Genomic DNA, 26,028 nt, shown 5'->3' with positions numbered 1-26,028 from the left:
CTATCCAGTTGGCGGCCTTCTAGCGCCCGGCAACGGATGTGATAAAGACGTGTTTTGGCAAAAGTTTACAACCCTATGGTTATAATGACGGATAGATGGTCGGGGATCGACGAATTTGTGGCGGTGGCCAATGCCAGCTCCTTTTCCGGCGCGGCGGCAAAGCTCGGCTGTTCCGTAACCCATTGCAGTCGTGCGGTGGCTCGGCTGGAACAGCGGCTCGACGCGCCCCTGTTTCATCGCACCACGCGCCGGGTGACGTTGACCGATACCGGCCGGACCTTCCTGGGCCATTGCGAACGGTTGGTCGCGGAGCGGGAGGAAGCGATCGCCTCGGTCAGCGCGACAGGCGAACCACAAGGACAATTGCGCGTTACCTGTTCGACCGCCTTGGGCGAACTATTCGTCGCGCCGATAGTCAGCCGCTACGCCGCCGCCTATCCAAAGCTCAGTATCACGATGGAACTGACCAATCGTCTCGTCGATATCGTAGCGGACGGCTTCGATCTTGCAATCCGTACCGGCGACATGGCGGATTCGCAGATGATCCGCACACGTATCGCGTCGCGCTCGCTTTGCACCTGCGCTGCGCCGGGCTATCTCGACGCGGTCGGCCGACCCAGGACGGTCGAAGATCTGGACGCCCATCAATGTCTGTTGGGATCGGCAACGACCTGGCACTTCTGCGAAGAGGGCCGCGATCGGCTGCATCGCCCCACCGGACGATTGCAGATCAATAGTGGTCGGGCAATATTGGACGCCGCAGTCCAGGGTATGGGCATTTGCCAATTGCCCGAATTTTATGTGCTGCCCCATTTGCGAAGCGGGGCGCTGCAATTGGTGTTGGCCGACATCCGGCCGCGGGATGAAGCCATTTGGGCGGTCTATCCCCAACGTCGGCATCTCTCGCCCAAGGTCACGGCCTTGGTCGCGCTGCTGCGGCGTGAACTGCCGCCTGCGTTGAACACGGGTTAGTGGCTGTTGGGGGAGGGGCGCTTCACCTTCTTGAGCTGGCGGATGCCAAGCCAGACAGCCAGCACGATGGCGGGGATCAAGGCAATGTCGATCCAGCCGGGCAGATGCGCACCCTGATGCTCCAGCGCTTCCTTGAGATAATGCCACAGCCCCAACGAATAATAGCTGACCGCGACCACCGACAGCCCCTCGACTGTATGTTGCAGGCGCAGTTGCAGCCCGGTGCGCCGGTCCATTGATGCCAGGAGATCGCGGTTGCGGCGGGCGAGCGCGGTATCGACCCGCGTGCGCAGCATCGCGCTGGTCCAGGCGGTGCGCTGCGACAGATCCTCCAGCCGCCGGGTGAAGGCGTCGCAGGTGCGCATCGCGGGGAGCAGCCGCCGTTCGGTGAAATCATCAAGCGAGCCATAGCCCCGCACCGGCGCGACCTCCAGAGCGCGGATGCGGTCGCGGCAGATGGCGGCATAGGCCTGCGTCGCGCTCATGCGATAGCGGGTGCGCGCGACGATCTGGGCCAGTTCGGCCGCCAGCGCAGACAGCGCCTCCAGCACCACATCGGCGTCGGCATCCGGCTCGGCGACGCGCCCTGTAATGGCAGTCAATCGCTGTTCCAGGCCAGTGAGCAGCGGGGTCGCCGCCTGCGCTTCGGGAAGGCCTAGCAAAGCGATCTTGCGATAATTGCCAAGCTCCTGAAGCCGCTGGACCAGTTGGGCGAGTTCGGCCCCCTGCAATCCCTTGTCCTGAACGAGTAGCCGACCGAAGCCATCGGCATGGAGGCGAAAGTCGCTCCAGATGCGCGCCTGACCATCGGCCACATCGGAGATGATGAGGTCGTCCTGGGCAAAATGGGTGGCGATGGTCGCCTCATCGGGCGCATCGGCGATGACCGCAATCTGGGTCGAGCGGATCACCCGGCCCGGCAGCGCGCCGATCCATAGGGCCGCCTGCGCGAAGGGGGTGAGGTCGAACAGCGGCCCGCGACCAGCGGCCAGGAAGCTGTAGGTCATGAACTCGCTATGCCGTTCCCAAGTGAAACCCAGCGCACCGATCCGGCAATTGAGGAAGCGGCCAGTCGGATCGAACGGCACATCATGGGGAGCGAGCAGGCTGCGCATGATCGTCAGGCTCGCGTCCACGTCGGCGTCATCGACCAGCAGGACGAATTGAACGACCCGCGCGGGCGCCTGGAGCCGGGGCATTTTGCGGACATGCATTTCCCGCGAGAGCGAACCGCGCAGCGGGTGGCTGCGCGCATGCAGGGCTGCGAATGGATCGCCGCTATTGTTCATGCTGCCTCGCCCCCTAGTCTTGAGAACTATTAAGTCAGACAAATGCGCAATATGCAAGATCGGCGAGGGTCAGATTTCCTCGTATAGCTCCAGTGGCAGACCGTCGGGGTCGCTGAAGAAGGTGAAGCGCTGCCCTGTATATTCATCGACGCGGATCGGCTCGCACGTCACGTCATGCGTTGCGAGGCGCGCGACTTCGGCGTCGATGTCGCTCACCACGAAGGAGAGATGGCGCAGGCCGCAGGCTTCGGGGCGGGAAGGGCGGGGTGGCGGCGCGGGGAAGGAGAAGAGTTCGATCCGGGCATTGCCCGCATCGAGATCGCATTTCCAACTATCGCGCGCCTCGCGATAGACCTCATGCAGCACTGGCAGCCCCAGCACTTCGACATAGAAGCGGCGCGAACGCGCATAGTCCGACCCGATGATCGCGATATGATGAACGCCGCGCAGCATGACGCTCATTTCTCGATCTGGCTGACGTCGCGCACCGCGCCCTTGGCGGCGTTGGTGGTCATCGCCGCATAGGCACGCAAGGCCGGGGAAACGGCGCGCTTGCGGCCAAAAGGCTTCCAGGCCTTGACGCCCATCTTTTCCATCTCCGCCCGGCGTTCGGCCAGTACGGCGTCGTCCAGGTCCAGCTTTATGACGCGGTTGGGAATGTCGATGACGATCGGGTCGCCGGTTTGAACCAGCGCGATCAGCCCGCCTTCAGCGGCTTCCGGCGAGACATGGCCGATCGACAGGCCCGAAGTGCCACCTGAAAAGCGCCCATCGGTGATGAGCGCGCATTCCTTGCCCAGTCCCTTGGATTTAAGATAGCTGGTCGGATAGAGCATTTCCTGCATGCCGGGGCCACCCTTTGGCCCTTCATAGCGGATGACGACGACGTCGCCTGCCTTGACCTCATTGCCCAATATGCCCACGACCGAGGCATCCTGGCTTTCATAGACGCGCGCTGTGCCGTGGAAGGTCAGGATCGAGTCATCGACGCCCGCCGTCTTGACGATGCAGCCTTCGGGCGCAAGATTGCCGTACAGGACGGCTAGGCCGCCATCCTTGGAGAAGGGATGCTCCGCTGACCGGATCACGCCCTTTTCGCGGTCGGTGTCGAGTTCCTCCCAACGCGCCGACTGGCTGAATGCGGTCTGGGTCGGCACGCCGCCGGGGGCCGCGCGGAAGAAATTGCGCACTTCTTCGCTATTGGTGCGGCCAATGTCCCAGCGGGCCAAGGCGGCCGCCATGGTCGGGGCGTGGACGGTGGGCAGCGACGTATCGACCAGCCCGGCGCGTTCCAGTTCGCCCAATATCGCCATGATGCCGCCCGCGCGGTGGACATCCTCCATATGGACGTCCTGCTTGGCGGGTGCGACCTTGCACAGGCAGGGGACGCGGCGCGACAGGCGGTCGATATCGGCCATGGTGAAATCGACGCCGCCTTCATGCGCGGCGGCGAGCAGATGGAGGACGGTGTTGGTCGAGCCGCCCATGGCAATGTCGAGGCTCATGGCATTCTCGAACGCCTTGAAGCTGGCAATGGTGCGGGGCAGGGCGGTGTCGTCGTCCTGCTCATAATAGCGCTTGGCGAGATCGACGATGACATGACCCGCTTCGCGGAACAGCCGCTCGCGGTCCGAATGGGTGGCGAGCGTCGAACCGTTGCCCGGAAGCGAAAGGCCCAATGCTTCGGTCAGGCAGTTCATTGAATTGGCGGTGAACATGCCCGAACAACTGCCGCAGGTGGGGCAGGCGGAGCGTTCGATGGTCTGCACTTCCTCGTCGGTATAGCTTTCGTCGGCGGCGACGACCATGGCATCGACCAGATCGAGCGCGACCTCCTTGCCGCGCATCACGACCTTGCCCGCTTCCATCGGCCCGCCGGAGACGAACACGGCGGGGATGTTGAGGCGCATTGCAGCCATCAACATGCCGGGCGTGATCTTGTCGCAGTTGGAGATGCAGACCATCGCGTCAGCGCAATGGGCGTTGACCATATATTCGACACTGTCGGCGATCAGATCCCGACTAGGTAGCGAATAGAGCATGCCGCCATGGCCCATGGCGATGCCGTCATCGACTGCGATGGTGTTGAATTCCTTGGCGACGCCGCCTGCCGCCTCGATCTCGCGCGCCACGAGCTGGCCCAAATCCTTGAGGTGGACATGGCCCGGCACGAACTGGGTGAAGCTGTTGACCACCGCGATGATCGGCTTGCCGAAATCCTCGTCCTTCATGCCCGTCGCCCGCCACAGGCCGCGCGCGCCCGCCATGTTGCGGCCGTGGGTGGTGGTGCGTGAACGATAGGCAGGCATGATGGCGGTCCTTCAGGGCTTTGAGGCGGCCCCTCTACAGCGCAGGGGCCAGCTTTGGAACAAATTATTCCTTTTGCCCGCCCCGTGCGTCATTTTCTTACGCCGCCGCGCCGCTCCCCTGGAGCAGGGCCATGCGCAGGCATTGGCAGACGATCTCGTCGCGCTGGTTGCGCAGGCGGTGGGTGAAGGTGACGATGCCTGCGCCGGGTCGCGATTTGCTGGGCTTGAGGTCCGTCACTTCGGAGTCGCAGCGCAGCGTGTCGCCGATGAAGACGGGCTTTGGCATCACCAACTTGTCATAGCCCAGGTTCGCGACCAGCGTGCCGAGCGTCGTGTCACCCACCGACAGCCCGATCATCAGCGCGAAGGTGAAGGTGCCGTTGACGAGGATCTGGCCGAACTCGCTGGCCTTGGCGAACTCGGCGTCGAGATGCAGCGGCTGCGGATTATGCGTCATCGTCGTGAACAGGAGATTGTCGGTCTCCGTCACCGTGCGGCGGATATCGTGGGTGATCGTGTCGCCGATCGTCCATTGATCGTAAAAGCGCCCGGCCATGTTTTTCCCTTAACTTCGCATATTTCCCGCAGTTTTTGACATTATATGCCACGCTGGGGACTGAATATTTCAAACGGAGCCGCGGCCCGCATCATAGCCTGAAAGGCGGGATGTAGGACAGCGGCTAAGCGGCTTTGGCGATCTTGGCGAGCAAGACGCCCTCGCTCACCTGTCCGCCTTCGGCGGCGTTCAGTTCCGCGACGGTGCCGTCGAAGGGGGCGATGAGGCTATGCTCCATCTTCATGGCTTCCAGCGTCAGGAGCTTCTGGCCCTTGATCACCGCGTCGCCCGCCGCGACGGCGACCGCGATGATGCGGCCGGGCATGGGGGAAAGGATTGCGCCGTCGGAGGCGACGGCGCCTCCTGTGGATGAAGCGCGCATCGGCTCGATCCGCCAGGTTTGTCCGCTATCGGTCAGCCAGGATGAAGATGGATCGTCTTTTGGCCCGGCGAGCGCATGCTGATCGACATAGTCGTGGATCGGCATATAGACGGGAACCGGCTGCCCATTGACCGAGAGCATGATGTCCTGCTGCGGCGGTGCGTTCAGTCTGAACCCCGCCAGCGCCTGACGCGCATAGCGGTGGGCGGCATCGGACAGCGCTTCGTCCGATGGCATAAGGGGAGGAATAAGCGCGTCCCCGGCACGCTCGATGAGGCCCGTGTCCATTGTTCCGGCAATGAAATCAGGGTGGTCGAGCGCGTTGATCAGAAATGCAGCATTGGTTCGCACCGGCCAAATCACGCTGCCATTAAGCGCATAGGCCAGAATCTCCCGTGCCTCTTCACGGTCCAGCCCGTGCGAGATCATCTTGGCGATCATCGGGTCATAATAAGGCGAAATAGTCGCGCCTTGATCCACGCCCTTTTCGATCCGCACATTGGCGTCGAGTTCGAATTGTTCCAGCGTCCCGATCGACGGCAAGAAGCCTTTGGCCGGATCTTCCGCATAGAGCCGTGCTTCGATTGCGTGACCGTTGATTGATAGTTCATGCTGCTTTTTGGGCAATGGTTCGCCCGATGCTACGCGGAGCTGCCATTCGACCAGATCGACGCCGGTGATTTCTTCTGTCACGGGATGTTCGACCTGAAGCCGGGTGTTCATTTCCATGAACCAGACGCGATCCGGCTTGATATAGCCTGCCGACCCATCGGCGATAAACTCGATCGTGCCTGCGCCGACATAATCGACCGCCTTCGCCGCCCGGACAGCCGCTGCGCAAATGACGGCGCGAGTAGACTCCGTCATGCCGGGCGCTGGCGCTTCCTCGATCACCTTCTGGTGGCGGCGCTGGAGCGAGCAGTCGCGTTCGAACAGGTGGACGACATTGCCATGACTGTCGCCGAATATCTGCACCTCGATATGGCGCGGGTTGGTGACCCATTTTTCGAGCAGGACATGGTCGTTGCCGAAGCTGGACGCGGCTTCGCGCTGGCAGGAGGCGAGCGCGTCGGCGAAGTCTTGCGCGGCATCGACCTTGCGCATCCCCTTGCCGCCGCCGCCCGCGACGGCCTTGATCAGGACGGGGTAGCCGATGGCGTCGGCCTGGGCGGCGAGATGGGCGGGCGACTGGTCCGCGCCGAGATAGCCGGGCGTGGTGGGAACGCCTGCATCCTGCATCAATTGCTTGGCGGCGTCCTTGAGGCCCATGGCGGTGATGGAGGACGGGTTGGGGCCGACCCAGATGAGGCCTGCGTCGATGACAGCCTGGGCGAACTCGGCATTTTCGCTGAGGAAGCCGTAGCCGGGGTGGATCGCCTGCGCGCCGGTTTGCTGGGCGGCGGCGATGATGCGGTCGCCCATAAGGTAGGATTCGCGCGCCGGGGACGGGCCGATATGGACGGCTTCGTCAGCGGAGCGGACGTGGAGGGCGTTCGCGTCGGCGTCGGAATAGACGGCGACGGTGCGGATGCCGATGGCGCGCGCGGTGCGGATGATGCGGCAGGCGATTTCGCCGCGATTGGCGATGAGGAGGGATTCAAGCACAGGGATCTCCCAATCCGTCATGCTGAACTTGTTTCAGCATCCATTTAGCGGCAGGCTCGGTGCTACGATGGAAAAGCAACCGTGCGTCTATATTCTGAGTAGCGCGTCCTACGGGACGCTTTACATCGGCGTGACATCCGACTTGATCGGTCGCCTTTATCAACACCGCACCGGCAGTATTCCGGGTTTCACGAGCCGGTACGATGTCCATCATCTGGTACGGTTCAAGATGTTTGGTGATATAGAGCGGGCGATCCTGCGGGAAAAGCAGCTCAAGCGCTGGCATCGCCAATGGAAGATCAACCTGATCGAGAGCGACAATCCGCATTGGGCGGACCTTGCGCCGTCGATCGGGCTTCCGCCTTTGCTGCCTGATGGATGCTGAAACAAGTTCAGCATGACGAAAGTGCTGAGCAAACTGGTGTGCCAGAAACGAGGCTTGCGCGCCTCCACCACCCTTCGGGCGGTCCCCCTCCCCGTTCCGGGGAGGTATGGCGTTGTCCTCGGTGCCCACCCCCATCACATCCGGAACAGGCCGAATTGCGCCCGGTCCGGCACCGGCGCGTTCAGCGCCGCGGCGAACGCCAACCCCAGCACATCGCGGGTTTGCGCGGGGTCGATGACGCCATCGTCCCACAGGCGGGCGGTGGCGTAATAGGGGTTGCCTTCTTCCTCATATTTCTGGCGGACGGGGGCCTTGAAGGCTTCGGCTTCCTCAGGCGACCATTTGGCCGCGTCGCGGTGGACGGTGGCGAGGACGGAGGCGGCCTGTTCGCCGCCCATCACGCTGATGCGGGCGTTGGGCCAGGTGAAGAGGAAGCGCGGCTGGTAGGCGCGGCCGCACATGCCGTAATTGCCTGCGCCGAAACTGCCGCCGATCAGGACGGTGACTTTGGGCACCTGCGCGGTGGCGACCGCGGTGACGAGCTTGGCGCCATGTTTGGCGATCCCCTCCGCCTCATATTTGCCGCCGACCATGAAGCCGGAGATATTCTGGAGGAACAGAAGTGGTATGCGGCGCTGGCAGGCGAGTTCGATGAAATGCGCGCCCTTTTGCGCGCTTTCGCTAAATAGCACGCCGTTATTGGCGAGGATCGCGACGGGCATGCCCCAGATATGAGCGAAGCCGCAGACGAGCGTGGTGCCGTAGAGCGCCTTGAATTCGTGAAACTCGCTGCCGTCCACGATGCGCGCGATGATTTCGCGCACGTCATAGGGGGCGCGGACATCGTCGGGGATGATGCCGTAGAGATCGCTCGCATCATATTTGGGCGGGCGGGGTTCGCGCAAGTTGAGGTCGGGCTGGCGGTCGGGTTGCAGGGTCGAGACGATGTCGCGGACGATGGTGAGGGCATGATCGTCGCTGTCGGCGACATGATCGACCACGCCCGATTTGCGCCCATGCAGGTCGCCGCCGCCCAGATCTTCGGCGGTGATGACTTCGCCGGTTGCGGCCTGCACCAGCGGCGGGCCGGCGAGGAAGATCGTGCCCTGGTTGCGGACGATGACGGTTTCGTCGGACATGGCGGGGACATAGGCGCCGCCCGCGGTGCAGCTACCCATGACGCAGGCGATCTGGGGGATGCCCTGCGCGGACAGGTTTGCCTGATTGTAGAAGATGCGGCCGAAATGGTCGCGATCGGGGAATACTTCCGCCTGATTGGGCAGGTTCGCGCCGCCGCTATCGACCAGATAGATACAGGGCAGGCGGTTTTCGAGCGCGATTTCCTGCGCGCGCAGATGCTTTTTGACGGTGACGGGATAATAGGTGCCGCCCTTTACCGTGGCGTCGTTGCAGCCGATCATGACCTGACGGCCCGACACGCGACCGATCCCGGCGATCAGGCCAGCGCCGGGGACTTCATCGCCATAGAGGCCGTTGGCGGCAAGCTGGCCGATTTCGAGGAAAGGCGAGCCGGGATCGAGCAGGCGTTCGACGCGGTCGCGGGGCAGGAGTTTGCCGCGCGCGGTGTGTTTGTCGCGCGCGCTGGCGGAGCCGCCCTGGGCGGCGGCGGCGACCTTGGCGCGCAATTCTTCGGCCAGGGCGCGGTTGTGCGCGACATTGGCGCGGAAGGCTTCGCTATCGCGCAGGACTTTGGTGTCGAGGATGGGTGCGGTCATATTGTTCTTACCCTGTATTGCGGGCCTGCGCCCCTCCACCGCCCTTCGGGCGGTCCCCCTCCCCCAGCAAGCTGGGGGAGGATTATTAAGCCCCGATGACCTCGCGGCCGATCAACATGCGGCGGATTTCGTTGGTGCCGGCGCCGATGTCGAGCAGCTTGGCGTCGCGCAGATAGCGTTCGACCGGCCAATCCTTGGTATAGCCCGCGCCGCCCAAGGCCTGCACGGCTTCCAGCGCGACCTTCACTGCATTTTCCGATGCCAGCAAAATCGCGCCCGCCGCGTCGAAGCGGGTGGTGCGTCCGGCATCGCAGGCCTTGGCGACCGCATAGACATAGGCGCGCGCGCTGTTGAGCGCGACATACATGTCGGCGATCTTGGCCTGCATCAGTTGGAAGGTACCGATCGCTTTGCCGAATTGCTTGCGGTCGCGGACATAGGGGATGACGGTGTCGAGGCAGGCTTGCATGATGCCAAGCTGTATGCCCGCCAGCACGGTGCGCTCATAGTCCAGGCCCGACATCAAGATGCCGACGCCGCCATTGAGCGCCCCCATGATATTGTCTTCCGGCACTTCGCAATCGTCGAAGATCAGTTCGGCGGTCGGGCTGCCGCGCATGCCCATCTTGTCGATCTTCTGGCCGATGGAAAAGCCCTTCATCCCCTTTTCGATGAGGAAGGTGGTGAGGCCTTGGCTCCCTTCGCCGGTGCGGGCGTAGACGACCAGCGTGTCGGCATAGGGCGCATTGGTGATCCAGAATTTGGTGCCGTTGAGGATATAGCGGTCGCCGCGCTTTTCCGCCTTCAGCGTCATCGACACGACGTCCGAGCCAGCGCCTGCTTCCGACATGGCGAGGCTGCCAACATGCTCGCCGGAGATCAGCTTGGGGAGATATTTCGCCTTTTGCGCGTCGCTGCCCCAGCGGCGGATTTGGTTGACGCAGAGGTTGGAGTGGGCGCCATAGGACAAGCCGATCGAAGCGGAAGCGCGGGCGACTTCCTCTTGTGCGACGACATGGTCGAGATAGCCGAGGCCAAGGCCGCCCCATTCCTCCTCGACCGTGATGCCGTGCAGGCCAAGCGCGCCCATTTGCGGCCACAGGTCGCGCGGGAACCAGTCCTTCGCATCGATTTCGGCCGCCAACGGTGCGATCTTGTCAGCGGCGAAGCGCGCGGTGCTTTCGCGGATCATGTCGGCGGTTTCACCCAGGGCGAAATCGAAATTGCTCATTGGCCTCTCCTATTTGCACCAAGACTAACGGAACCAGCCGCTAATTCAAAATTGAAAGAATTGGCAAGGTGTCATAGATGGCGTCTATGATCGAACGCTATCAGCTCCGCTATTTCCTGGCCGTGGTCGACCATGGCAATTTCTCGCGGGCGGCGGGGCATTGCAATGTGGCGCAGCCGACGCTGTCGGTGGGGATTGCCAAGCTGGAGCGGGCGCTGGGCGGGGCGTTGTTCCTGCGGTCGGGGCATCGGGTCGAGCTGACGCAGGCGGGATCGCGCCTGCTGGCCCATGCGCGGCGGATCGAAGGCGAGTTCAACCTGGCGCAGCAGGTGCTGGCGGGCGCAGCGCAAGGGCCGCTGACGCGGATGGGGGTGATCCGCAGCCTGCCCGGTGCGACCATAGCGGCGATCACGCGCGCGGCACGCGGCATCGACCCCGACGCGCGGCTGGAACTGGTGGAAGGAACCGAACGCGAATTGCTGGGCCATGTTGCGCGCGGGCGGATCGACTGTGCGCTGACGTTGGTCGGGCGGGGCAGCGACCGGTTTCTGGAAGAGCCGTTGCGCGAGGAGGGCTATGCGCTTGCCGTTCCGCTGGACCACCCGGCCGCCGGGCAGGCGTCGGTTGCAGCCGAGACGCTGAACGAGGATGTGATGATCGTGCGCCGCCATTGCGAGGTTCTGTCGGACACGAGCCGCTTCTTTACCGAGCGCGGGGTGCGGCCGCATTTCGCCTATCGGTCGGTCAATGACGAACGGGTGATGCAGATGGTGGCGGCGGGGGTGGGGATCACGCTGATGCCGATCAGCTATGCCGCGCCCGACGTTGCCCGGCCCCGGCTGGCGGGCTTCGACCAGACCCGCACCATCGGGCTGCTTTACGCCACGACGTCCGAAGCGCTGGCGGCGTCACCCCCGCCGATCGTGGCTGCGGCGCGCGGCGTGTTGGCGGACTGATCAGGTGCGCGGGGCGAGGCCGCCGATCAATATGTCAACCATCGCGTCGGCGATCTCGCTGGGGGACAATGGCCCGTCCGGCGCATGCCAACGGCCCGGCCAGTTGAGCGCACCCGCCAGGGTGAAGGCCGTCATCCGCACATCGACCGGTGCGATCGAGCCGTCGGCGATCCCGTCCTGAATCAGCGCCCGGATCGAGAGGTCGATCGCTCGCTTGCGCGCACGAAACAGCGCCGCGCCTTCGGGGGAGAGAAATTCGTCGCCGGTACGCACCACGCATCGGCCGAAATCGTCCATCATTACCAGGGCATAGCTGCGCAGGACACTGCGTAGTCGGGCAAGGCCATCGCCGGGCTGGGCGCGAGCGGTGTCGGCCGCGGCGCTGAGCAATTCCAGCCCGCGCGTCACGCATTCGATCAGCACCTGCTCCTTATTACCCAGATAATGATAGATGGTCGGCTTGCTGATCCCAAGGCTCGCGGCGACGTCATCGAGCGAGGTCGCGTGGAAACCGCGCGCGTTGAACATCCGCACCGCCGCGCGCAGCACGGCTTCGCGCTTTTCCTCGCGGTCACGCTCACGCTCTTCGCGCGATCGAAAGGGGGAGGGGGCGGCAGAAGCAAGACGGGGTGCCATAATATCCTTGGGTCTGATCGACTGTCTGTTCCGCATCCTCCCCTGAAAAGGGGAGGGGGACCGTCGGCGTAGCCGATGGTGGAGGGGTGTCACCCCATCGAGAGCATGACACCCCTCCGTCAGGGCAGCGCCCTGCCACCTCCCCCGCCGGGGGAGGATGTGGAGTTACGGACCGTCTTGACAAGAAACCCTGAGATAATCAATATACCGACGAGTATATAGGAGACGAATGGGTTTTATGCTGACGGAAATTCAGACGGCCATTCGCGACACGGTGCGCAGTTTCGCGCAGGAGACGATCCGTCCGCATAGTGCGCGCTTCGAATCCGAGGGCGGCTATCCGCCTGAACTGTTCGAGCAGATGGCGGGGCTCGGCCTGTGGGGCATGACCGCCCCGGAAAGCTATGGCGGGGCGGAGGCGGACGCGGTGTCCTACGCGCTGGCGCTGATCGAACTGGCGGCGGCGGACGGGGCGCTGTCCACCATCGTTTCCATCCAGAATAGCATCCTCGTGTCCGGCCTGCTCAAGGATGGTAGCGAGGCGCAGAAGGCGCGTTTCCTGCCCGGCCTGATCGGTGGGCGGGCCATCGGTGCCTTTGCGCTCACCGAGGCCGATGCCGGATCGGATGCATCCGCCGTGCGCACCCGCGCGACCAAGGTCGATGGCGGCTGGCGCATCAACGGCTCCAAACAGTTCATCACGTCGGGCAAGATCGCCGGACTGGTGATGGTCGCCGCCGTGACTGATCCCGATGCGGGTAAGAAGGGTCTGTCCGTATTCATCGTACCGACCGATCGGCCCGGTTTCGGCGTCGACAAGGTCGAACATAAGCTGGGGCAGGGCGCGTCCGACACCTGTGCGCTGCGGTTCGATGATATGTTCGTCGAGGATGACCTGCTGATCGGCCAACCAGGGCAGGGCTATCGTATTGCGCTTGCCAATCTGGAAACCGGCCGTATCGGTATCGCCGCGCAATGCGTCGGCATGGCGCAGGCGGCAATGGACATCGCGGTCGCCTATGCCAAGGAGCGCCGGAGTTTCGGCAAGCCCATTATCGAGCATCAGGCGGTGGGCTTTCGCTTGGCCGATCTCGCCGCCCGATTGGAAGCGGCGCGGCAATTGGTGCTGAACGCCGCGCGGGTCAAGGATGCGGGCCTGCCCTGCCTGACCGAAGCGTCGATGGCCAAGCTGTTTGCGTCGGAAGCCGCCGAACAGATCGTATCGGGCGCGCTCCAGACGCTCGGCGGCTATGGCTATCTGGAAGAATATGGCGTCGCCAAAATCTATCGCGATGTGCGCGTGTGCCAGATTTACGAAGGCACGTCGGACATCCAGCGCATGGTCATCGCGCGCAGTCTTTGAAAGGAATTGATATGCAGGACGATCCGGTAGTCATCGCCAGCTATGCCCGCACGCCGATGGGCGGTTTTCAGGGTGCCTTGTCGGGCCTCAAAGCCACGGAACTGGGCGCGGCAGCGGTCAAGGCAGCGGTCGAGCGCGCGGGCGTTTCCGTCGATGCGGTCGATCGCATCTATATGGGCTGTGTCCTGCCGGCGGGTCTGGGGCAAGCGCCTGCGCGGCAGGCGGCTTTGGGTGCGGGGCTTGGCCTCAATACCGAAGCCACCACTGTCAACAAGATGTGCGGATCGGGCATGCAGGCCGCGATCATGGCGCATGAAGCGCTTAGCTCTGGCGCGGTCGATGTCGTGATTGCAGGCGGCATGGAAAGCATGACCAATGCGCCTTATGCCCTGCCCAAGCATCGCGGCGGCGCGCGGATCGGCCATGACCGGATTATCGACACGATGATGATGGACGGGCTGGAAGATGCCTATGAGCCGGGCAAGGCGATGGGCGTGTTCGCCGAAGAAGCGGTGCGCGACTATCAGTTCACGCGGCAGGATCAGGATGATTATGCCATCCGCTCGCTCGAACGCGCCAATGCGGCGATCGGCAACGGGGCTTTCGTGCGCGAGATTACGCCGGTGACGGTCAAGGGCCGGGGCGGCGACACGATCGTCGATACCGACGAACAGCCGGGCAAGGCGCGGCCGGACAAGATTCCCGGCCTCAAGCCCGCCTTCGTCAAGGATGGCACGATTACGGCGGCCAACGCCTCGTCCATTTCGGACGGTGCGGCAGCGTTCGTGATGACGCGGCAGAGCGTCGCCGACAAGCAAGGCATGAAGGTTGTCGCCCGCGTGGTCGCGACCGCAGGGCACGCGCATGAGCCATCGAAATTCACGACCGCACCGGTTCCGGCGATGCGCAAGCTGCTGGAAAAGGCAGGCTGGTCGGTGGACGATGTCGATCTATTCGAGGTCAACGAAGCATTTGCCGTCGTCGCGATGATTGCGGCGAAGGAATTGGGCATTCCGGCGGAGAAGCTGAACGTCAATGGTGGGGCGACGGCGCTTGGCCATCCGATCGGCGCATCGGGCGCGCGTATCGTCGCGACCTTGATCGGCGCGCTGGAAACGCGCGGGTTGAAGCGCGGCGTTGCTAGCCTGTGCATTGGCGGTGGCGAAGCAACGGCGATGGCGATCGAGCTGGTCTGATAGTTTAGGGGTTGGATGTTATGGATATCAACGGGTTATCGGCCATTGTCACGGGCGGCGCTTCGGGCCTCGGCCGGGCGACCGCGACGATGCTGGCGGCGCAGGGCGCGAAGGTTGCGATCTTCGACCTGAACGAAGAAGCGGGCAAGGCCGTCGCGGCGGAACTGGGCGGAGTCTATGTATCGGTCAATGTCGCAGATGATGCCAGCGTCACCGCTGGGCTGGGCACGGCCGAAGCAACGCATGGCGTGGCGCGCATCCTGGTCAACTGCGCGGGGATCGCGCCTGCGGTCAAGACCGTGGGCAAGGAGAATGTACCGCATCCGCTCGACAGCTTCGCCAAGACGGTGACCGTCAACCTGATCGGCACATTCAACGTCATTTCGAAATTTTCCGCACGGCTGGCCGCTGCGGAAGAGATTGACGGCGAGCGCGGCGTCATCGTCAACACCGCATCAGTGGCGGCCTATGACGGGCAGATCGGGCAGGCCGCCTATAGCGCTTCGAAGGGCGGCGTCGTCGGCATGACCCTGCCGATCGCGCGCGACCTGGCGCAGCATAAGATCCGTGTCATGACGATCGCGCCGGGTATTTTCCTGACGCCGATGCTCGAAGCCTTCCCGCAGCATGTGCAGGATGCGCTGGGCGCGCAAGTGCCGCATCCCAGTCGCCTGGGTAAACCGGCCGAATATGCGCAACTGGTGGAAACCATCGTCCGCAACCCGATGCTGAACGGCGAAGTCATCCGGCTGGACGGCGCAATCCGCATGGCGCCGCGCTGATGGACGGGATCGCCTTTACGGTCGAGGAGGGCATCGGGTGGATCACGCTCGACCGGCCGGAAGCGGGGAACGCCATCACCCTGCCGCTGGCGCGCGCGCTGCTGGCGGCGGCAATCCGCTGTCAGACCGACACGGCGATCCGCTGTATCGTCCTGACCGGCAACGGGCGGCTGTTCTGCGCGGGCGGCGATGTGCAATTGCTTGCCGGCGCTGGCGACAAACGATCGGAAGTGCTGAGCGAGTTGATCGCGACCTTTCATGCCGCCGTTGCGCGGCTGGCGCGCGCGCCCAAGCCGCTGGTGACGCTGGTCAATGGCCCGGCGGCTGGTGCGGGGTTCAGCCTGGGGATGCTGGGTGACGTCGTGATCGGCGCGCGCTCGGCCCATTTTACCGCCGCCTATGGGGCGATCGGCCTGACGCCGGATGGGGGCCTTAGCTGGTTGCTGCCGCGTCTGGTGGGGTTGCGCAAGGCGCAGGAGATCATCCTGGCCAATCGCCGGATCAAGGCGGAGGAGGCCGAGGCGATCGGGCTGGTGACGCGGATCGTCGATGATGAAGCACTGGCCGACGAAGGCCTGCGCGTCGCCACCGCGCTCGCCGATGCGCCGATGGCGGCGCTGGCCGCCAGCCGCGCGCTGCTGGCCGACAGTTTCGAGACCGGGTTGGAGACGCAGCTGGACCGCGAATTGCGGAGCATGGCGGCGGCAGGCGCGGGACGGGAAAGTGAAGAGGGGCTGAGCGCATTGCTTGCAAAACGCCCCGCCAATTTTAGGGGAGTTTGAGACCATGGCCGACGCCTATATCGTAGAAGCCGTCCGTACCGCCGGGGGCCGCGCCCGCAAGGGCGGCCTGATCGACGTGCATCCCGCCGATCTGGGCGCGACCATCCTCAATGCGCTGGTCGATCGCACGGGCGTCGATCCCGCTGCGATCGAGGATGTCATCGTCGGCTGCGTCAGCCAGGCGGGCGAGCAGGCCTTTGCCTTCGGCCGCAACCTGGTGCTGGCGTCGAAGCTGCCCGACAGCGTGCCCGCCGTGACGATCGACCGCCAATGCGGTTCCTCGCAACAGGCGCTGCATTTCGCGGCGCAGGCAATCATGTCCGGTACGCAGGATCTGGTGATCGCGGCCGGTGCCGAAAGCATGACGCGGGTGCCGATGGGCTCCAACTATCAGCTTCATGCCGCTGCCGGTGTCGGCATCGGGCCATGGCCCAAGAGCATCCAGAACCGCTATGGCGTCGCCGAGTTCAGCCAGTTTCATGGCGCGCAGATGATCGCCAACAAATATGGCTTCACCCGCGAGGATATGGACGCTTTTGCGCTGGCCAGCCATGCCAAGGCGGCGGCTGCGATCGACAGCGGCGCGTTTAAGGGCGAGATCGTCGGCGTGGAAACGCCCGCAGGCCTGTTCGACACCGATGACGGCGTGCGCCGCGGCGGCACGATGGAGGCGATGGCCAGCGTCAAGACGCTGGAGGAGGGCGGGACCATCACCGCGGCCAATGCCAGTCAGATGACCGATGGCGCGTCGGGCGTGCTGGTGGCGAGCGAGGCGGCGATCAAGCGCTTCAACCTCAAGCCCATTGCGCGCATCGTCAACCTGACGGTCACGGCGGGCGACCCGGTGATCATGCTGGAAGAGCCGATTCCGGCGACCCGGCGCGCGTTCGAACGGTCGGGCCTCAGCCTCAATGATATCGACCTGTTCGAAGTCAACGAAGCCTTTGCCGCGATCCCGATGGCATGGCTCAAGGCGATCGGTGCGGACCCGGCGAAGCTCAACGTCCATGGCGGCGCGATCGCGCTTGGCCATCCGCTGGGCGCCAGCGGCACCAAGCTGATGACCACGCTGATCCATGCCCTGCGCGCCAAGGGCAAGCGCTATGGCTTGCAGACGATGTGTGAAGGCGGTGGCGTTGCCAATGTGACGATCGTGGAAGCGCTGTAATGGGGATCAGGACGCGCTTCACCGATCTGTGCGGGATCGAGCATCCGATCGTGCAGGGCGGCATGATGTGGGTCGGTCGGGCGGAACTGGCCGCGGCCGTCTCCAATGCGGGCGGGCTTGGCATATTGACCGCGCTGACGCAGCCGACACCCGACGATCTGCGGCGCGAGATTGATCGTTGCCGCACGATGACCGACAAGCCGTTCGGGGTGAACCTGACCATATTGCCGTCGGTCAATCCGCCGCCTTATGCGGAATATCGCCGGGCGATCATCGACAGCGGGGTCAAGATTGTTGAGACGGCAGGGCATAAGCCGCAGGAGCATGTCGATGATTTCAAGGCGCATGGCATCATCGTCGTCCATAAATGCACGGCCGTCCGTCATGCTTTATCGGCGCAGCGGATGGGCGTGGATGCGATCTCGATCGATGGGTTCGAATGTGCGGGCCATCCGGGCGAGGATGATATTCCGGGGCTGATCCTGATCCCGGCGGCGGCCGACAAGCTGACGATCCCCATGATCGCGAGCGGCGGTTTCGGCGACGGGCGCGGTCTTGCCGCGGCGCTGGCGCTGGGGGCGGACGGCATCAACATGGGCACGCGCTTCTGCGCGACGGTGGAAGCGCCGATCCATGACAATGTGAAGCAGTTTCTGGTCGAAAATGACGAGCGCGGCACCAACCTGATCTTCCGCAAATTCCACAATACGGGGCGCGTCGCCAAGAACAGCGTGTCGGATCAGGTGGTCGAGATATCGTCGCGCGAGGGCGCGGTGTTTCAGGACATTCAGCCGCTCGTGTCGGGCGCGAAGGGGCGGGTTGCGCTGGAAACGGGCGATCTGGACGCGGGGCTGGTCTGGGCCGGGCAGGTCCAAGGCCTGATCCATGACATCCCGACCTGCGACGCGCTGGTGAAGCGCATCGTGGCGGATGCCGAGGCGATCATCCGGGGTCGGTTGAGCGCCATGCTAAGCGGCGAACGGGTCGCCGCCTGAGCGTCACTGTTCGATCAGCAGGGCGCCGAACGGCGGCAGTTTCTCCGACGATGCTCCGTTGACGGCGCTCAGGATGCGACCTGACCCGTCAACGCCAGCGGGCCAAGCTATGGCCTCGTGCGACAGGTTGAAGACGCAGAGCAAAGACTGATCACCGCTGGTCCGGCGGAAGGCTAGGCAGGCGGCGTCGGCAACCAGGATGGCGAGCGCGCCATGGCGCAGCGCCGGGTTGGCCTTGCGCAGCGCCAGCATGTTGCGGGTGAAGGTGAGGAGGGAGTCGGGGTTTGCCTCCTGCGCGTCCACCGCCAGCGCGAGATGATCGTTGCCATGGGGTAGCCAGGGTTCGACGCTGGAAAAGCCCGCCTGTATCGCATCGGCCGACCAGGGCAGTGGGGTGCGCGCGCCGTCGCGCGACAAGGTGAGCGGCCAATTGGCGATGGCTTCGGGGTCTTGCAATCGCTCGAACGGGATGTCGACCTGGGTAATGCCCAGTTCCTCGCCTTGATAGAGGATGGCATTGCCGCGTAGCGCCATCAGCAGAACCATCTTCATGCGGGCAAAGGCTGGGCGATCTTCGGGCGCGCACCAGCGCGACAGCGCGCGCGGCGCGTCGTGATTTTCAAAGGCCCAACTGGGCCAGCCCATGCCCGGCTCGTCTGGCCAGCGATCAACCGTTTCCGCCACCAGCGCTGGCGTGAGGGCGGGCGCGTAGAGGAAGGTGAAGCCATAGGCGCTGTTGAGGCGATGATCGCCCGCCGTAAAGGCCTTCATCTCCTGTTCCGCGAGCGCGCCGCCCACTTCGGCGACCGTGAAGATCGCGCCATAGGCGTCGCATAGCGTGCGGATGCGTTCGACGAAGGGGACGATGGCGGGATGCGACTGGCTGTAGCGTTTGATCTGGAAATCAAAGGGTCGGGTGCGGGGGCTGCCATCATCGGGGGCGGGAGGATTGTCGCGGAAGTCAGGGTCGTGCATCGCGTGGTTGAGCGCATCGAGGCGGAAGCCATCGACGCCGCGGTCCAACCAGAAGCGCATGACGTCCAGCAAGGCATCCTGAACCATCGGGTTATGGACGTTGAGCTGCGGCTGGCTGGCCAGGAACTGGTGCATATAATATTGGCCGCGCCGCGCGTCCCAGGTCCAGGCCGGGCCGCCGAATACCGACTGCCAATTATTGGGCGGCGTGCCGTCGGCTTTGGGATCGGCCCAGACATACCAGTCGGCCTTCTCATTGGTGCGGTCGGCGCGGCTCTGCACGAACCAGCCGTGCAGGTCCGAACTATGGGCATAGACCTGATCAATCGTCACCTTAAGGCCCAGCGCATGGGCGCGGGCGATTAGCGCGTCGAAGTCGGCGAGGGTGCCGAAGATCGGATCAACGCCACAATAATCGGCGATATCATAGCCGAAATCGCGCATTGGCGAGGTGAAGAAGGGCGATATCCAGATCGCATCCACGCCTAATTTGGCGACATGCTCCAATCGCTGGGTCATACCGTTCAGGTCACCCACGCCGTCATGATTGCTGTCCTGAAAGCTGCGCGGATAAATCTGGTAGATCACCGCGCCCTTCCACCAGGGCTGATCGGTCTGCGGGGACGCTGCTGTCATGGCTGGCCTTTGCGGGTCAGGGATTGGCGATGGACGAAAATGTCGACACACTCTTGCATGCCGGACGGGAGAGGTGAAGCCTGCGCATATCGTCGGCAGAATGCAGGAACCTCACAATGGCTATCACCATCACCGCTTTTGCCCAATCGCCTGATCGCGGCCGGGGTCTGGCACGCGATATGGGGGTCAGATGGGCCTTGGAGGAAGTGGGCCAGCCCTATGCAGTTCGATTGCTGTCCTTTGCGGCGATGAAGGAAGCTCCGCATCGGTCGCTGCACCCGTTCGGGCAAATCCCGACCTATGAGGAAGGGGATTTAAGGCTGTTCGAATCTGGCGCGATCATCCTCAACATCGCACAGCAGCATCCCGGCCTATTGCCGAACGACGAAGTCGCGCGAGGGCGGGCGATCAGTTGGATGTTCGCGGCGCTCAGCACGGTCGAGCCCCCGATCCTCCATCGTGAAAGCGCCCTGTTCACTGAACGCGACAAGCCTTGGCATGTTGAACGTCTGCAGATGATGGACGATCAGATTCATCACCGTCTCGACGCCCTGTCAAAGCATTTGGGTGATGCGGAATGGCTTGATGGCGCATTTAGCGCGGGCGATTTGCTGATGGTCACTGTGCTGCGTCGGCTGACCACGTCTGGCCTGCTGACCGCCTATCCCAATCTATGTGCCTATGTCGCCCGTGGCGAGGCGCGCCCAGCCTTTCAGCACGCCTTCGCCGATCAGTTGGCCGTGTTCGCGCAGTCATCATAGAGGCAGCCTAACGCTGTGCGCAAAGCCTGGATCAGCGAGTGATTCGCCGAGTCGCAACTAGCCGTCGCCTACCGCGAGGCCACAGGGTAGGGATCAATTCCCCTACGGAAAGCGTTGCATTGCGCTACGGATGCAGTTTTTGCAATCGCTCAGGATGTTTTCGCACTTGCAGCAAAACGCCATTGGAGCGAAAACAAATTCGCCTTTCAGGCATCCTCTCCTAAAACTTTTACGGGCTGGTCTTCGGATCGGCCCTTTTTTTGTCTGTTTGCGTTTCGCCCTCCGGTCCTGCGGGATCGACGCAGGCGGTTTGGGCCGGGTCGCGCCAGACGACGCCGACTTCGAGATAGGCTTCCAATTCGCGCCAATGCCGGTCCCAGCCTGGGCCGCGCCTGGCGACGGGCACTTCCTGCTCCACCATCTGGCGCGCGCGGGTGATCGGGTTGGCAGGCCGCTGGCCGATCCGCTCGACAATGTCGCGCAGCTCTTGCGGGCGGTCCTTGCTCATGGCTCTGCTTTCCTCCGCCGCGCTATCGCCCGTGCCATGGCGCGGGAATGGCGGAGAGGCAAGGGCGAAGAAGCGGGGTTCAGCGGCGCTGCGGCGCAGCATCCTTGCGCGGCTGCGGTGCCCGCGCGCTGATGATCAATTGATTGAGGCGCAGTTCATCCTGCGCACCGGCGGCACATTGCCGACAAAACCAATCCAGATACCGCGCCAATAACAGCATGGTCCCTCTCCATTTATCTTATGGAGCAAGCATATCACAAATAGGAAGCGGGGGAAGAGCTTACTGGTCCGCGCCGATCACGCGATAAAGCAGGATGCGGTTGGTGAGCAGAGCAAGGTCGGTGGCGATCGCCGACTGGCGCGCGGCGTACAGTGTGCGCTGACTGGTGAGTGTGGTCAGGAATGTGTCGATACCCGCGCGATAGCGGTCTTCGGACAGGGCATAGGCCCGCTGGCTGGCGATCACCAGGCGACGCTGGGCGGCCTGCTGGGCGTCGATCGTGCCGTCGCGGGCGAGGGCATCGGCAACTTCTCTGAAAGCGGTCTGGATCGCGCCCTCATATTGCGCCAGCATCCTATCGCGCTGGGCCTTGCTAAAGTCGATATTGCCGCGCACGGGGCCGCCGAAGATCGGCAAGCTCGCCGACGGCGCGGCCGACCAGGCAAGGGCATCCCCGGTAAACAGCGAGGACAGGGCCGAACTGGCAACGCCGATCGCCGAGGTCAGGCTGATCCGCGGAAACATTGCCGCGCGCGCCGCGCCGATATCGGCATTGGCGGCCATGAGCTGATGTTCGGCCTGTAGCACATCGGGACGCTGGAGCAGGATGTCTGAGGTCAACCCGGCGGGCACCTTGGCGATGCCCGCGATCAGGCTGTCGAGTGAGGCCGGGAGCAGCGCGTCCTCGACTGGGGCACCCGCCAGCAGGTCGAGCGCATTACGGTCCTGCGCCACTTGCGTCACATTGGCGGCGACGTCCGAAGCTGCCTGTTCGACCGTTGTTTGCGCCTGATAAACGTCCAGCTTGCCCGTCAACCCGGCGCCGTTGAGCGAACTGACGAGGTCGAGCGTGCGCTGCGCACTGGCGAGCGTCTGGCGTGAGACGGCGAGCAATTCCTGGTCGGCGGCCAGTGTTGCATAAGCGGAAGCTGTCTCGGCAATGAGCGCGATGCGCGCGGCGCGCGCGCCTTCTTCTGTCGCCAGATAGGATTGCAGCGCGGATTCCGACAGGTTGTGCAACCGCCCGAACAGGTCGATTTCGAACGCACCAAAGCCGATGTCGGCGCTATAGCTATTCTGCCGCGCATCATTCTGACGGACGAAGGCGGCGCTGGCGTCGCCGGTCACAGTGGGCAACTGATTTGCGCGTTGGATGCGATATTGGGCGCGGGCGGCCTGCACATTGGCGAGCGTCGCGCGCAGGTCGCGATTATTGGTGAGCGCGCGCTCGATCACCGCCTGGAGTTTGGCGTCGCCGACCAATTGCGTCCAGGGCAGGCCCGCCGCTGCCCCCGCCTGTGCCGGGGCATAGGCTTCGCCAGTGGGCAGAGCCGCCGGAACCGGCGCGGCAGGGCGGACATAGGTCGGCGCCATGTTGCACCCCGCCAGCGTCAGCGCGCTGGTCAGCAGAAGGAGCGAGCGGATCATGCGGGCAGTCCTGCGTCCGGGGCGGGGCTTGGCGGCGGGGCTTTGGCCTTGGTTTTGTCGCTGTCGAACAGCCGCGCAATGGTTACGAAGAAGAGCGGTACGTAGAAGATCGCCAGCAAGGTGGCGGTCAGCATGCCGCCGACGACGGCGGTGCCGATCGCGACCCGGCTCTGCGCCCCCGCGCCGGTGGCGATGGCGAGCGGAATGACGCCCGCAATGAAGGCCAGTGACGTCATCAGGATCGGGCGGAAGCGCAGCCTGGCCGCCTCGATTGCCGCCGAGAGCGGGTCTTTGCCCTGCCGATGCGCGAGTTCGGCAAATTCGACGATCAGAATGGCGTTCTTGGCGGCAAGGCCCATGGTGGTGAGCAAGCCCACTTGGAAGAAGATATTATTCTCCAGCCCGCGCGCCCACACCGCGATCACCGCGCCGACAAGGCCAAGCGGCACCACCAGAAGCACCGCGATCGGGATCGACCAGCTTTCATACAAGGCGGCGAGGCAAAGGAAGACGACCAGCACCGACAGGCCGTAGAGCAACGGCGCTTGCCCACCCGACAATTGTTCCTGATAGGAGAGGCCGCTCCAGGCATAGCTGGTGCCTGTGGGCAATTGCTGTTGCAGCTCGACAATACGGTCCATCGCTTCACCCGAACTGGCACCGGCCGCCGCCTGTCCCTGCAATTCATAGGAGGACTGGCCGTTGAAGCGCGCCAGTGTGGACGGCCCCATCGTCCAGTGAGTGGTCGCAAAGGCCGAGAAAGGCACCATCTCGCCGGTGGATGCGGATCGCACCATCCAGTTGTCGAGATCGGTCGGCAATGCACGATAGGGGGCGTCGGCCTGCATGAAGACGCGCTTCACCCGGCCGCGATCCACGAAATCATTGATGTAGCGGCTGCCCCAGGCGGCGCTGAGGACCGAGTCCACGTCGCTCTGGCTAAGCCCCAGGACGGCGAGCTTTTCGGAATCAATGTCGATCTTGAGTTGCGGCGTATCCTCCAGCGCGGCGGCGCGCACGCCTGCAAGCAGCGGGTCTTTCGCGGCGGCGGCGATCAACTGGTTCCGCAGTTCCAGAAAACGTGCGCGGCTGAGCCCGGCGGTGTTGAGCAGTTCGAAGGTGAACCCATTGGATTGGCCGAGGCCGCGAATGGCGGGCGGCGTCATCGCCAACACGCTGGCATCGCGAATGGCCGACAATTGCTTGTTCGCGCGCTGGGCAATGCCACCTGCGCTGTTCACCGCGCCTTTACGATCATCCCAGGGCGCGAGGTTGATGAAGCCTTGGGCCACATTCTCACCCTGACCCTGGAAGCTGAACCCCGTCATGATGAAGGCGAAAGCGACATTGTCCTTCTCGTCATTCAAAAAGTAATTCTGCACCTGCGCCGCGGTTTCGGTCGTGCGACTGGACTTGGCACCGGCGGGCAGCGTCATCTGCACCATTACCTGGCCCTGATCCTCGACCGGCAGGAAGCTGGAGGGCAAGCGCACGAACAGCAGGGCGAGAATGCCAAGGATGACGACATAGCCGACCCAGAACAGCTTGCGCCGTCCCAGCATCTGTTCGGTGCGGCGGATATAGCCGTTGGTCAGCCGATCGAACCAGCGGTTGAACTTGCCCGCCCAGCCATGATTGCGCCGTTCGTCATGCACGGGTTTGAGCAAAGTGGCGCAGAGCGCGGGCGAGAGAATGAGCGCGACCACGACCGAGAGCAGCATGGACGAGACGATGGTGATCGAGAATTGGCGATAGATGACGCCGGTCGATCCGCCGAAGAAAGCCATGGGTAACAGCACGGCGGACAGGACGAGGCCGATGCCGACCAATGCGCTGCCGATCTCCTCCATCGACTTGATCGTCGCGTCGCGGGGCGACAGCCCCTCCTCCTCCATGATCCGCTCGACATTTTCGACGACGACGATGGCGTCATCGACCAACAGGCCGATCGACAACACCATGCCGAACAGGGTCAGCGTGTTGATGGAATAGCCGAACAGCGCCAGCACGCCGAAGGTGCCGAGTAGCACCACCGGCACGGCGATGGTGGGGATCAGGGTCGCGCGCCAGCTTTGCAGAAAGACGAACATGACCACGACGACCAGTAAGACAGCCTCGATCAGGGTCTTGATGACTTCATTGACCGACAGTTTAATGAACGGCGTGGTATCGCGCGGATAGACCAGCTTATAGCCATGGGGCAGGTTCTGTGAGAGTTCCGTCACCCTCGACTTCACCAGTTCGGCGGTCTTGAGCGCATCGGCACCAGGCGCAAGTTGCAGCGCAATGCCCGATGCGGGATGACCGTTCAGACGCGCGGCGGTGGTGTAGCTTTCATTGCCCAATTCCACGCGCGCAACGTCGGACAAGTGGACGATCGACCCGTCACGCTGCGTCTTGACGACGATGTTGCGGAATTGTTCGGGGGTTTCCAGCCGTGATCGGGCCGTGACCGTGGCGTTGATCTGCTGCCCGGCGGGTGCGGGGTCAGCGCCGATCTGTCCGGCGGAGACTTCGACATTTTGGGCCGCGATGGCGCTCTGCACGTCCGACGGCATCAGCTTGACGGCCGCGAGCTTATAGGGATCGAGCCAGACGCGCATCGCATATTGCGACCCGAAAATCTGGGTCGCGCCAATGCCTTCGATCCGTGCGATCGGGTCTTGGAAATTATTGACGAGATAGTCCGAAATGTCGGCCTGGGTAGCCAGGTCATTCTCGTCATAGAGGCCGACCAGCATCAGGAAGTCGGTCTGCTGCTTGGTGACGGTCAGCCCTTGCTGCTGCACCGGATTGGGCAGGCGGCTGAGCGCCTGCTGCACGCGATTCTGCACCTGCACCTGCGCGGTGTCAGGATCGGTGCCCTTTTGGAAGGTGACGGTGATCTGCGACCGGCCCGTCGCCGATGAAGAGGAGGAGAAATACATCAACCCGTCGATGCCGGTCAGCTGCTGTTCGATGACCTGGGTAACGGCAGTTTCGACGGTATCGGCGGATGCACCGGGATAGGTCGCACTGATGCCAACGCCGGGCGGCGCAATGTCAGGATATTGGGCGATCGGCAGCGAAAATATCGACCCTAAACCCGCCAGCATGATCCCGATGGCGATGACCCAGGCAAAGATTGGCCGTTCGATGAAATAGCGACTGAGCATGG

Annotated in this window: 23 protein-coding genes; 11 read left to right on the top strand and 12 right to left on the bottom strand. The window is 63.7% G+C overall.

Features of this window, described 5'->3' with window-relative positions:
* Positions 1-84: 84 nt before the first annotated feature.
* Positions 85-972, top strand: coding sequence for a LysR family transcriptional regulator (locus J2W40_RS04840; protein ID WP_310222266.1), 888 nt, complete (start codon positions 85-87; stop codon positions 970-972).
* Here J2W40_RS04840 and J2W40_RS04835 read toward each other — a convergent pair.
* From J2W40_RS04835 to J2W40_RS04815, 5 genes are all read right to left on the bottom strand, one after another.
* Positions 969-2,261 (bottom strand): DUF3422 domain-containing protein, encoded by a 1,293-nt coding sequence (locus J2W40_RS04835; RefSeq protein WP_310222265.1) that lies wholly within the window; start codon positions 2,259-2,261, stop codon positions 969-971. The genes J2W40_RS04840 and J2W40_RS04835 overlap by 4 nt on opposite strands.
* 69 nt (positions 2,262-2,330) lie before the next feature.
* Positions 2,331-2,711, bottom strand: coding sequence for an SMU1112c/YaeR family gloxylase I-like metalloprotein (gene gloA2, locus J2W40_RS04830; protein WP_310222599.1), 381 nt, complete (start codon positions 2,709-2,711; stop codon positions 2,331-2,333).
* Positions 2,712-2,719: 8 nt separating this feature from the next.
* Complete coding sequence (gene ilvD / locus J2W40_RS04825) at positions 2,720-4,570, bottom strand: dihydroxy-acid dehydratase (RefSeq protein WP_310222264.1); 1,851 nt, start codon at positions 4,568-4,570, stop codon at positions 2,720-2,722.
* A gap of 97 nt (positions 4,571-4,667) precedes the next feature.
* Positions 4,668-5,126: a MaoC family dehydratase gene (locus J2W40_RS04820; protein WP_310222263.1), complete on the bottom strand. Its 459-nt coding sequence runs from the start codon at positions 5,124-5,126 to the stop codon at positions 4,668-4,670.
* A gap of 124 nt (positions 5,127-5,250) precedes the next feature.
* Complete coding sequence (locus J2W40_RS04815; RefSeq protein WP_310222262.1) at positions 5,251-7,113, bottom strand: acetyl/propionyl/methylcrotonyl-CoA carboxylase subunit alpha; 1,863 nt, start codon at positions 7,111-7,113, stop codon at positions 5,251-5,253.
* Positions 7,114-7,180: 67 nt separating this feature from the next.
* On the opposite strand from J2W40_RS04815, the gene J2W40_RS04810 reads away from it, so the two are divergent.
* A complete protein-coding gene (locus J2W40_RS04810; protein WP_310222261.1) occupies positions 7,181-7,498 on the top strand; it encodes a GIY-YIG nuclease family protein in 318 nt (105 codons plus the stop codon).
* Positions 7,499-7,632: 134 nt separating this feature from the next.
* On the opposite strand, the gene J2W40_RS04805 is transcribed toward J2W40_RS04810, so the two are convergent.
* Together J2W40_RS04805 and J2W40_RS04800 are read right to left on the bottom strand one after the other, a co-directional pair.
* Entirely contained in the window at positions 7,633-9,234 is a 1,602-nt protein-coding gene (locus tag J2W40_RS04805; protein ID WP_310222260.1) for a carboxyl transferase domain-containing protein, read from the bottom strand.
* Positions 9,235-9,319: 85 nt separating this feature from the next.
* The gene (locus J2W40_RS04800; RefSeq protein ID WP_310222259.1) at positions 9,320-10,465 is read right to left on the bottom strand and encodes an isovaleryl-CoA dehydrogenase; all 1,146 of its coding nucleotides are present in this window, start codon (positions 10,463-10,465) and stop codon (positions 9,320-9,322) included.
* An 86-nt stretch (positions 10,466-10,551) separates the two neighbouring features.
* Here J2W40_RS04800 and J2W40_RS04795 point away from each other — a divergent pair, with 86 nt between their 5' ends.
* Complete coding sequence (locus J2W40_RS04795) at positions 10,552-11,421, top strand: LysR family transcriptional regulator (RefSeq protein ID WP_310222258.1); 870 nt, start codon at positions 10,552-10,554, stop codon at positions 11,419-11,421.
* Here J2W40_RS04795 and J2W40_RS04790 read toward each other — a convergent pair whose 3' ends face one another.
* Positions 11,422-12,057 (bottom strand): TetR/AcrR family transcriptional regulator, encoded by a 636-nt coding sequence (locus tag J2W40_RS04790; protein ID WP_310222257.1) that lies wholly within the window; start codon positions 12,055-12,057, stop codon positions 11,422-11,424.
* A gap of 238 nt (positions 12,058-12,295) precedes the next feature.
* Here J2W40_RS04790 and J2W40_RS04785 point away from each other — a divergent pair, with 238 nt between their 5' ends.
* The 6 genes from J2W40_RS04785 to J2W40_RS04760 are packed head-to-tail and all read left to right on the top strand — an operon-like array spanning position 12,296 to position 18,343.
* The gene (locus J2W40_RS04785) at positions 12,296-13,420 is read left to right on the top strand and encodes an acyl-CoA dehydrogenase family protein (RefSeq protein WP_310222256.1); all 1,125 of its coding nucleotides are present in this window, start codon (positions 12,296-12,298) and stop codon (positions 13,418-13,420) included.
* An 11-nt stretch (positions 13,421-13,431) separates the two neighbouring features.
* Complete coding sequence (locus tag J2W40_RS04780) at positions 13,432-14,616, top strand: acetyl-CoA C-acyltransferase (RefSeq protein ID WP_310222255.1); 1,185 nt, start codon at positions 13,432-13,434, stop codon at positions 14,614-14,616.
* A 20-nt stretch (positions 14,617-14,636) separates the two neighbouring features.
* Complete coding sequence (locus J2W40_RS04775; RefSeq protein ID WP_310222254.1) at positions 14,637-15,398, top strand: 3-hydroxyacyl-CoA dehydrogenase; 762 nt, start codon at positions 14,637-14,639, stop codon at positions 15,396-15,398.
* Positions 15,398-16,180 (top strand): enoyl-CoA hydratase/isomerase family protein, encoded by a 783-nt coding sequence (locus tag J2W40_RS04770; protein ID WP_310222253.1) that lies wholly within the window; start codon positions 15,398-15,400, stop codon positions 16,178-16,180. Before J2W40_RS04775 ends, J2W40_RS04770 begins: the two co-directional genes overlap by 1 nt.
* 4 nt (positions 16,181-16,184) lie before the next feature.
* On the top strand, positions 16,185-17,348 hold the full coding sequence (locus J2W40_RS04765; RefSeq protein WP_310222252.1) for an acetyl-CoA C-acetyltransferase: 1,164 nt from the start codon (positions 16,185-16,187) through the stop codon (positions 17,346-17,348).
* Entirely contained in the window at positions 17,348-18,343 is a 996-nt protein-coding gene (locus tag J2W40_RS04760; protein WP_310222251.1) for an NAD(P)H-dependent flavin oxidoreductase, read from the top strand. The genes J2W40_RS04765 and J2W40_RS04760 overlap by 1 nt, the downstream gene beginning before the upstream one ends.
* A gap of 3 nt (positions 18,344-18,346) precedes the next feature.
* Here J2W40_RS04760 and J2W40_RS04755 read toward each other — a convergent pair whose 3' ends face one another.
* Positions 18,347-19,954 carry an alpha-amylase family glycosyl hydrolase gene (locus J2W40_RS04755; RefSeq protein ID WP_310222250.1) on the bottom strand — a complete coding sequence of 536 codons (1,608 nt, stop codon included), beginning with the start codon at positions 19,952-19,954 and terminating at the stop codon, positions 18,347-18,349.
* A gap of 116 nt (positions 19,955-20,070) precedes the next feature.
* On the opposite strand from J2W40_RS04755, the gene J2W40_RS04750 reads away from it, so the two are divergent.
* Positions 20,071-20,715 (top strand): glutathione S-transferase family protein, encoded by a 645-nt coding sequence (locus tag J2W40_RS04750; protein WP_310222249.1) that lies wholly within the window; start codon positions 20,071-20,073, stop codon positions 20,713-20,715.
* Between the two features lie 229 nt (positions 20,716-20,944).
* Here J2W40_RS04750 and J2W40_RS04745 read toward each other — a convergent pair whose 3' ends face one another.
* Positions 20,945-21,223, bottom strand: a complete 279-nt coding sequence (locus tag J2W40_RS04745) for a hypothetical protein (RefSeq protein ID WP_310222248.1) — start codon at positions 21,221-21,223, stop codon at positions 20,945-20,947.
* Here J2W40_RS04745 and J2W40_RS04740 point away from each other — a divergent pair.
* On the top strand, positions 21,222-21,437 hold the full coding sequence (locus J2W40_RS04740; protein WP_310222247.1) for a hypothetical protein: 216 nt from the start codon (positions 21,222-21,224) through the stop codon (positions 21,435-21,437). The genes J2W40_RS04745 and J2W40_RS04740 overlap by 2 nt on opposite strands.
* A gap of 66 nt (positions 21,438-21,503) precedes the next feature.
* On the opposite strand, the gene J2W40_RS04735 is transcribed toward J2W40_RS04740, so the two are convergent.
* Positions 21,504-22,871, bottom strand: coding sequence for an efflux transporter outer membrane subunit (locus J2W40_RS04735; protein WP_310222246.1), 1,368 nt, complete (start codon positions 22,869-22,871; stop codon positions 21,504-21,506).
* On the bottom strand, positions 22,868-26,026 hold the full coding sequence (locus tag J2W40_RS04730; protein WP_310222245.1) for an efflux RND transporter permease subunit: 3,159 nt from the start codon (positions 26,024-26,026) through the stop codon (positions 22,868-22,870). The genes J2W40_RS04735 and J2W40_RS04730 overlap by 4 nt, the downstream gene beginning before the upstream one ends.
* Positions 26,027-26,028: the final 2 nt, after the last annotated feature.

This window comes from Sphingobium xenophagum (genome assembly GCF_031457465.1).
Lineage (GTDB): Bacteria > Pseudomonadota > Alphaproteobacteria > Sphingomonadales > Sphingomonadaceae > Sphingobium > Sphingobium xenophagum_A.
This window is presented reverse-complemented; position numbering and strand designations above follow the sequence as displayed.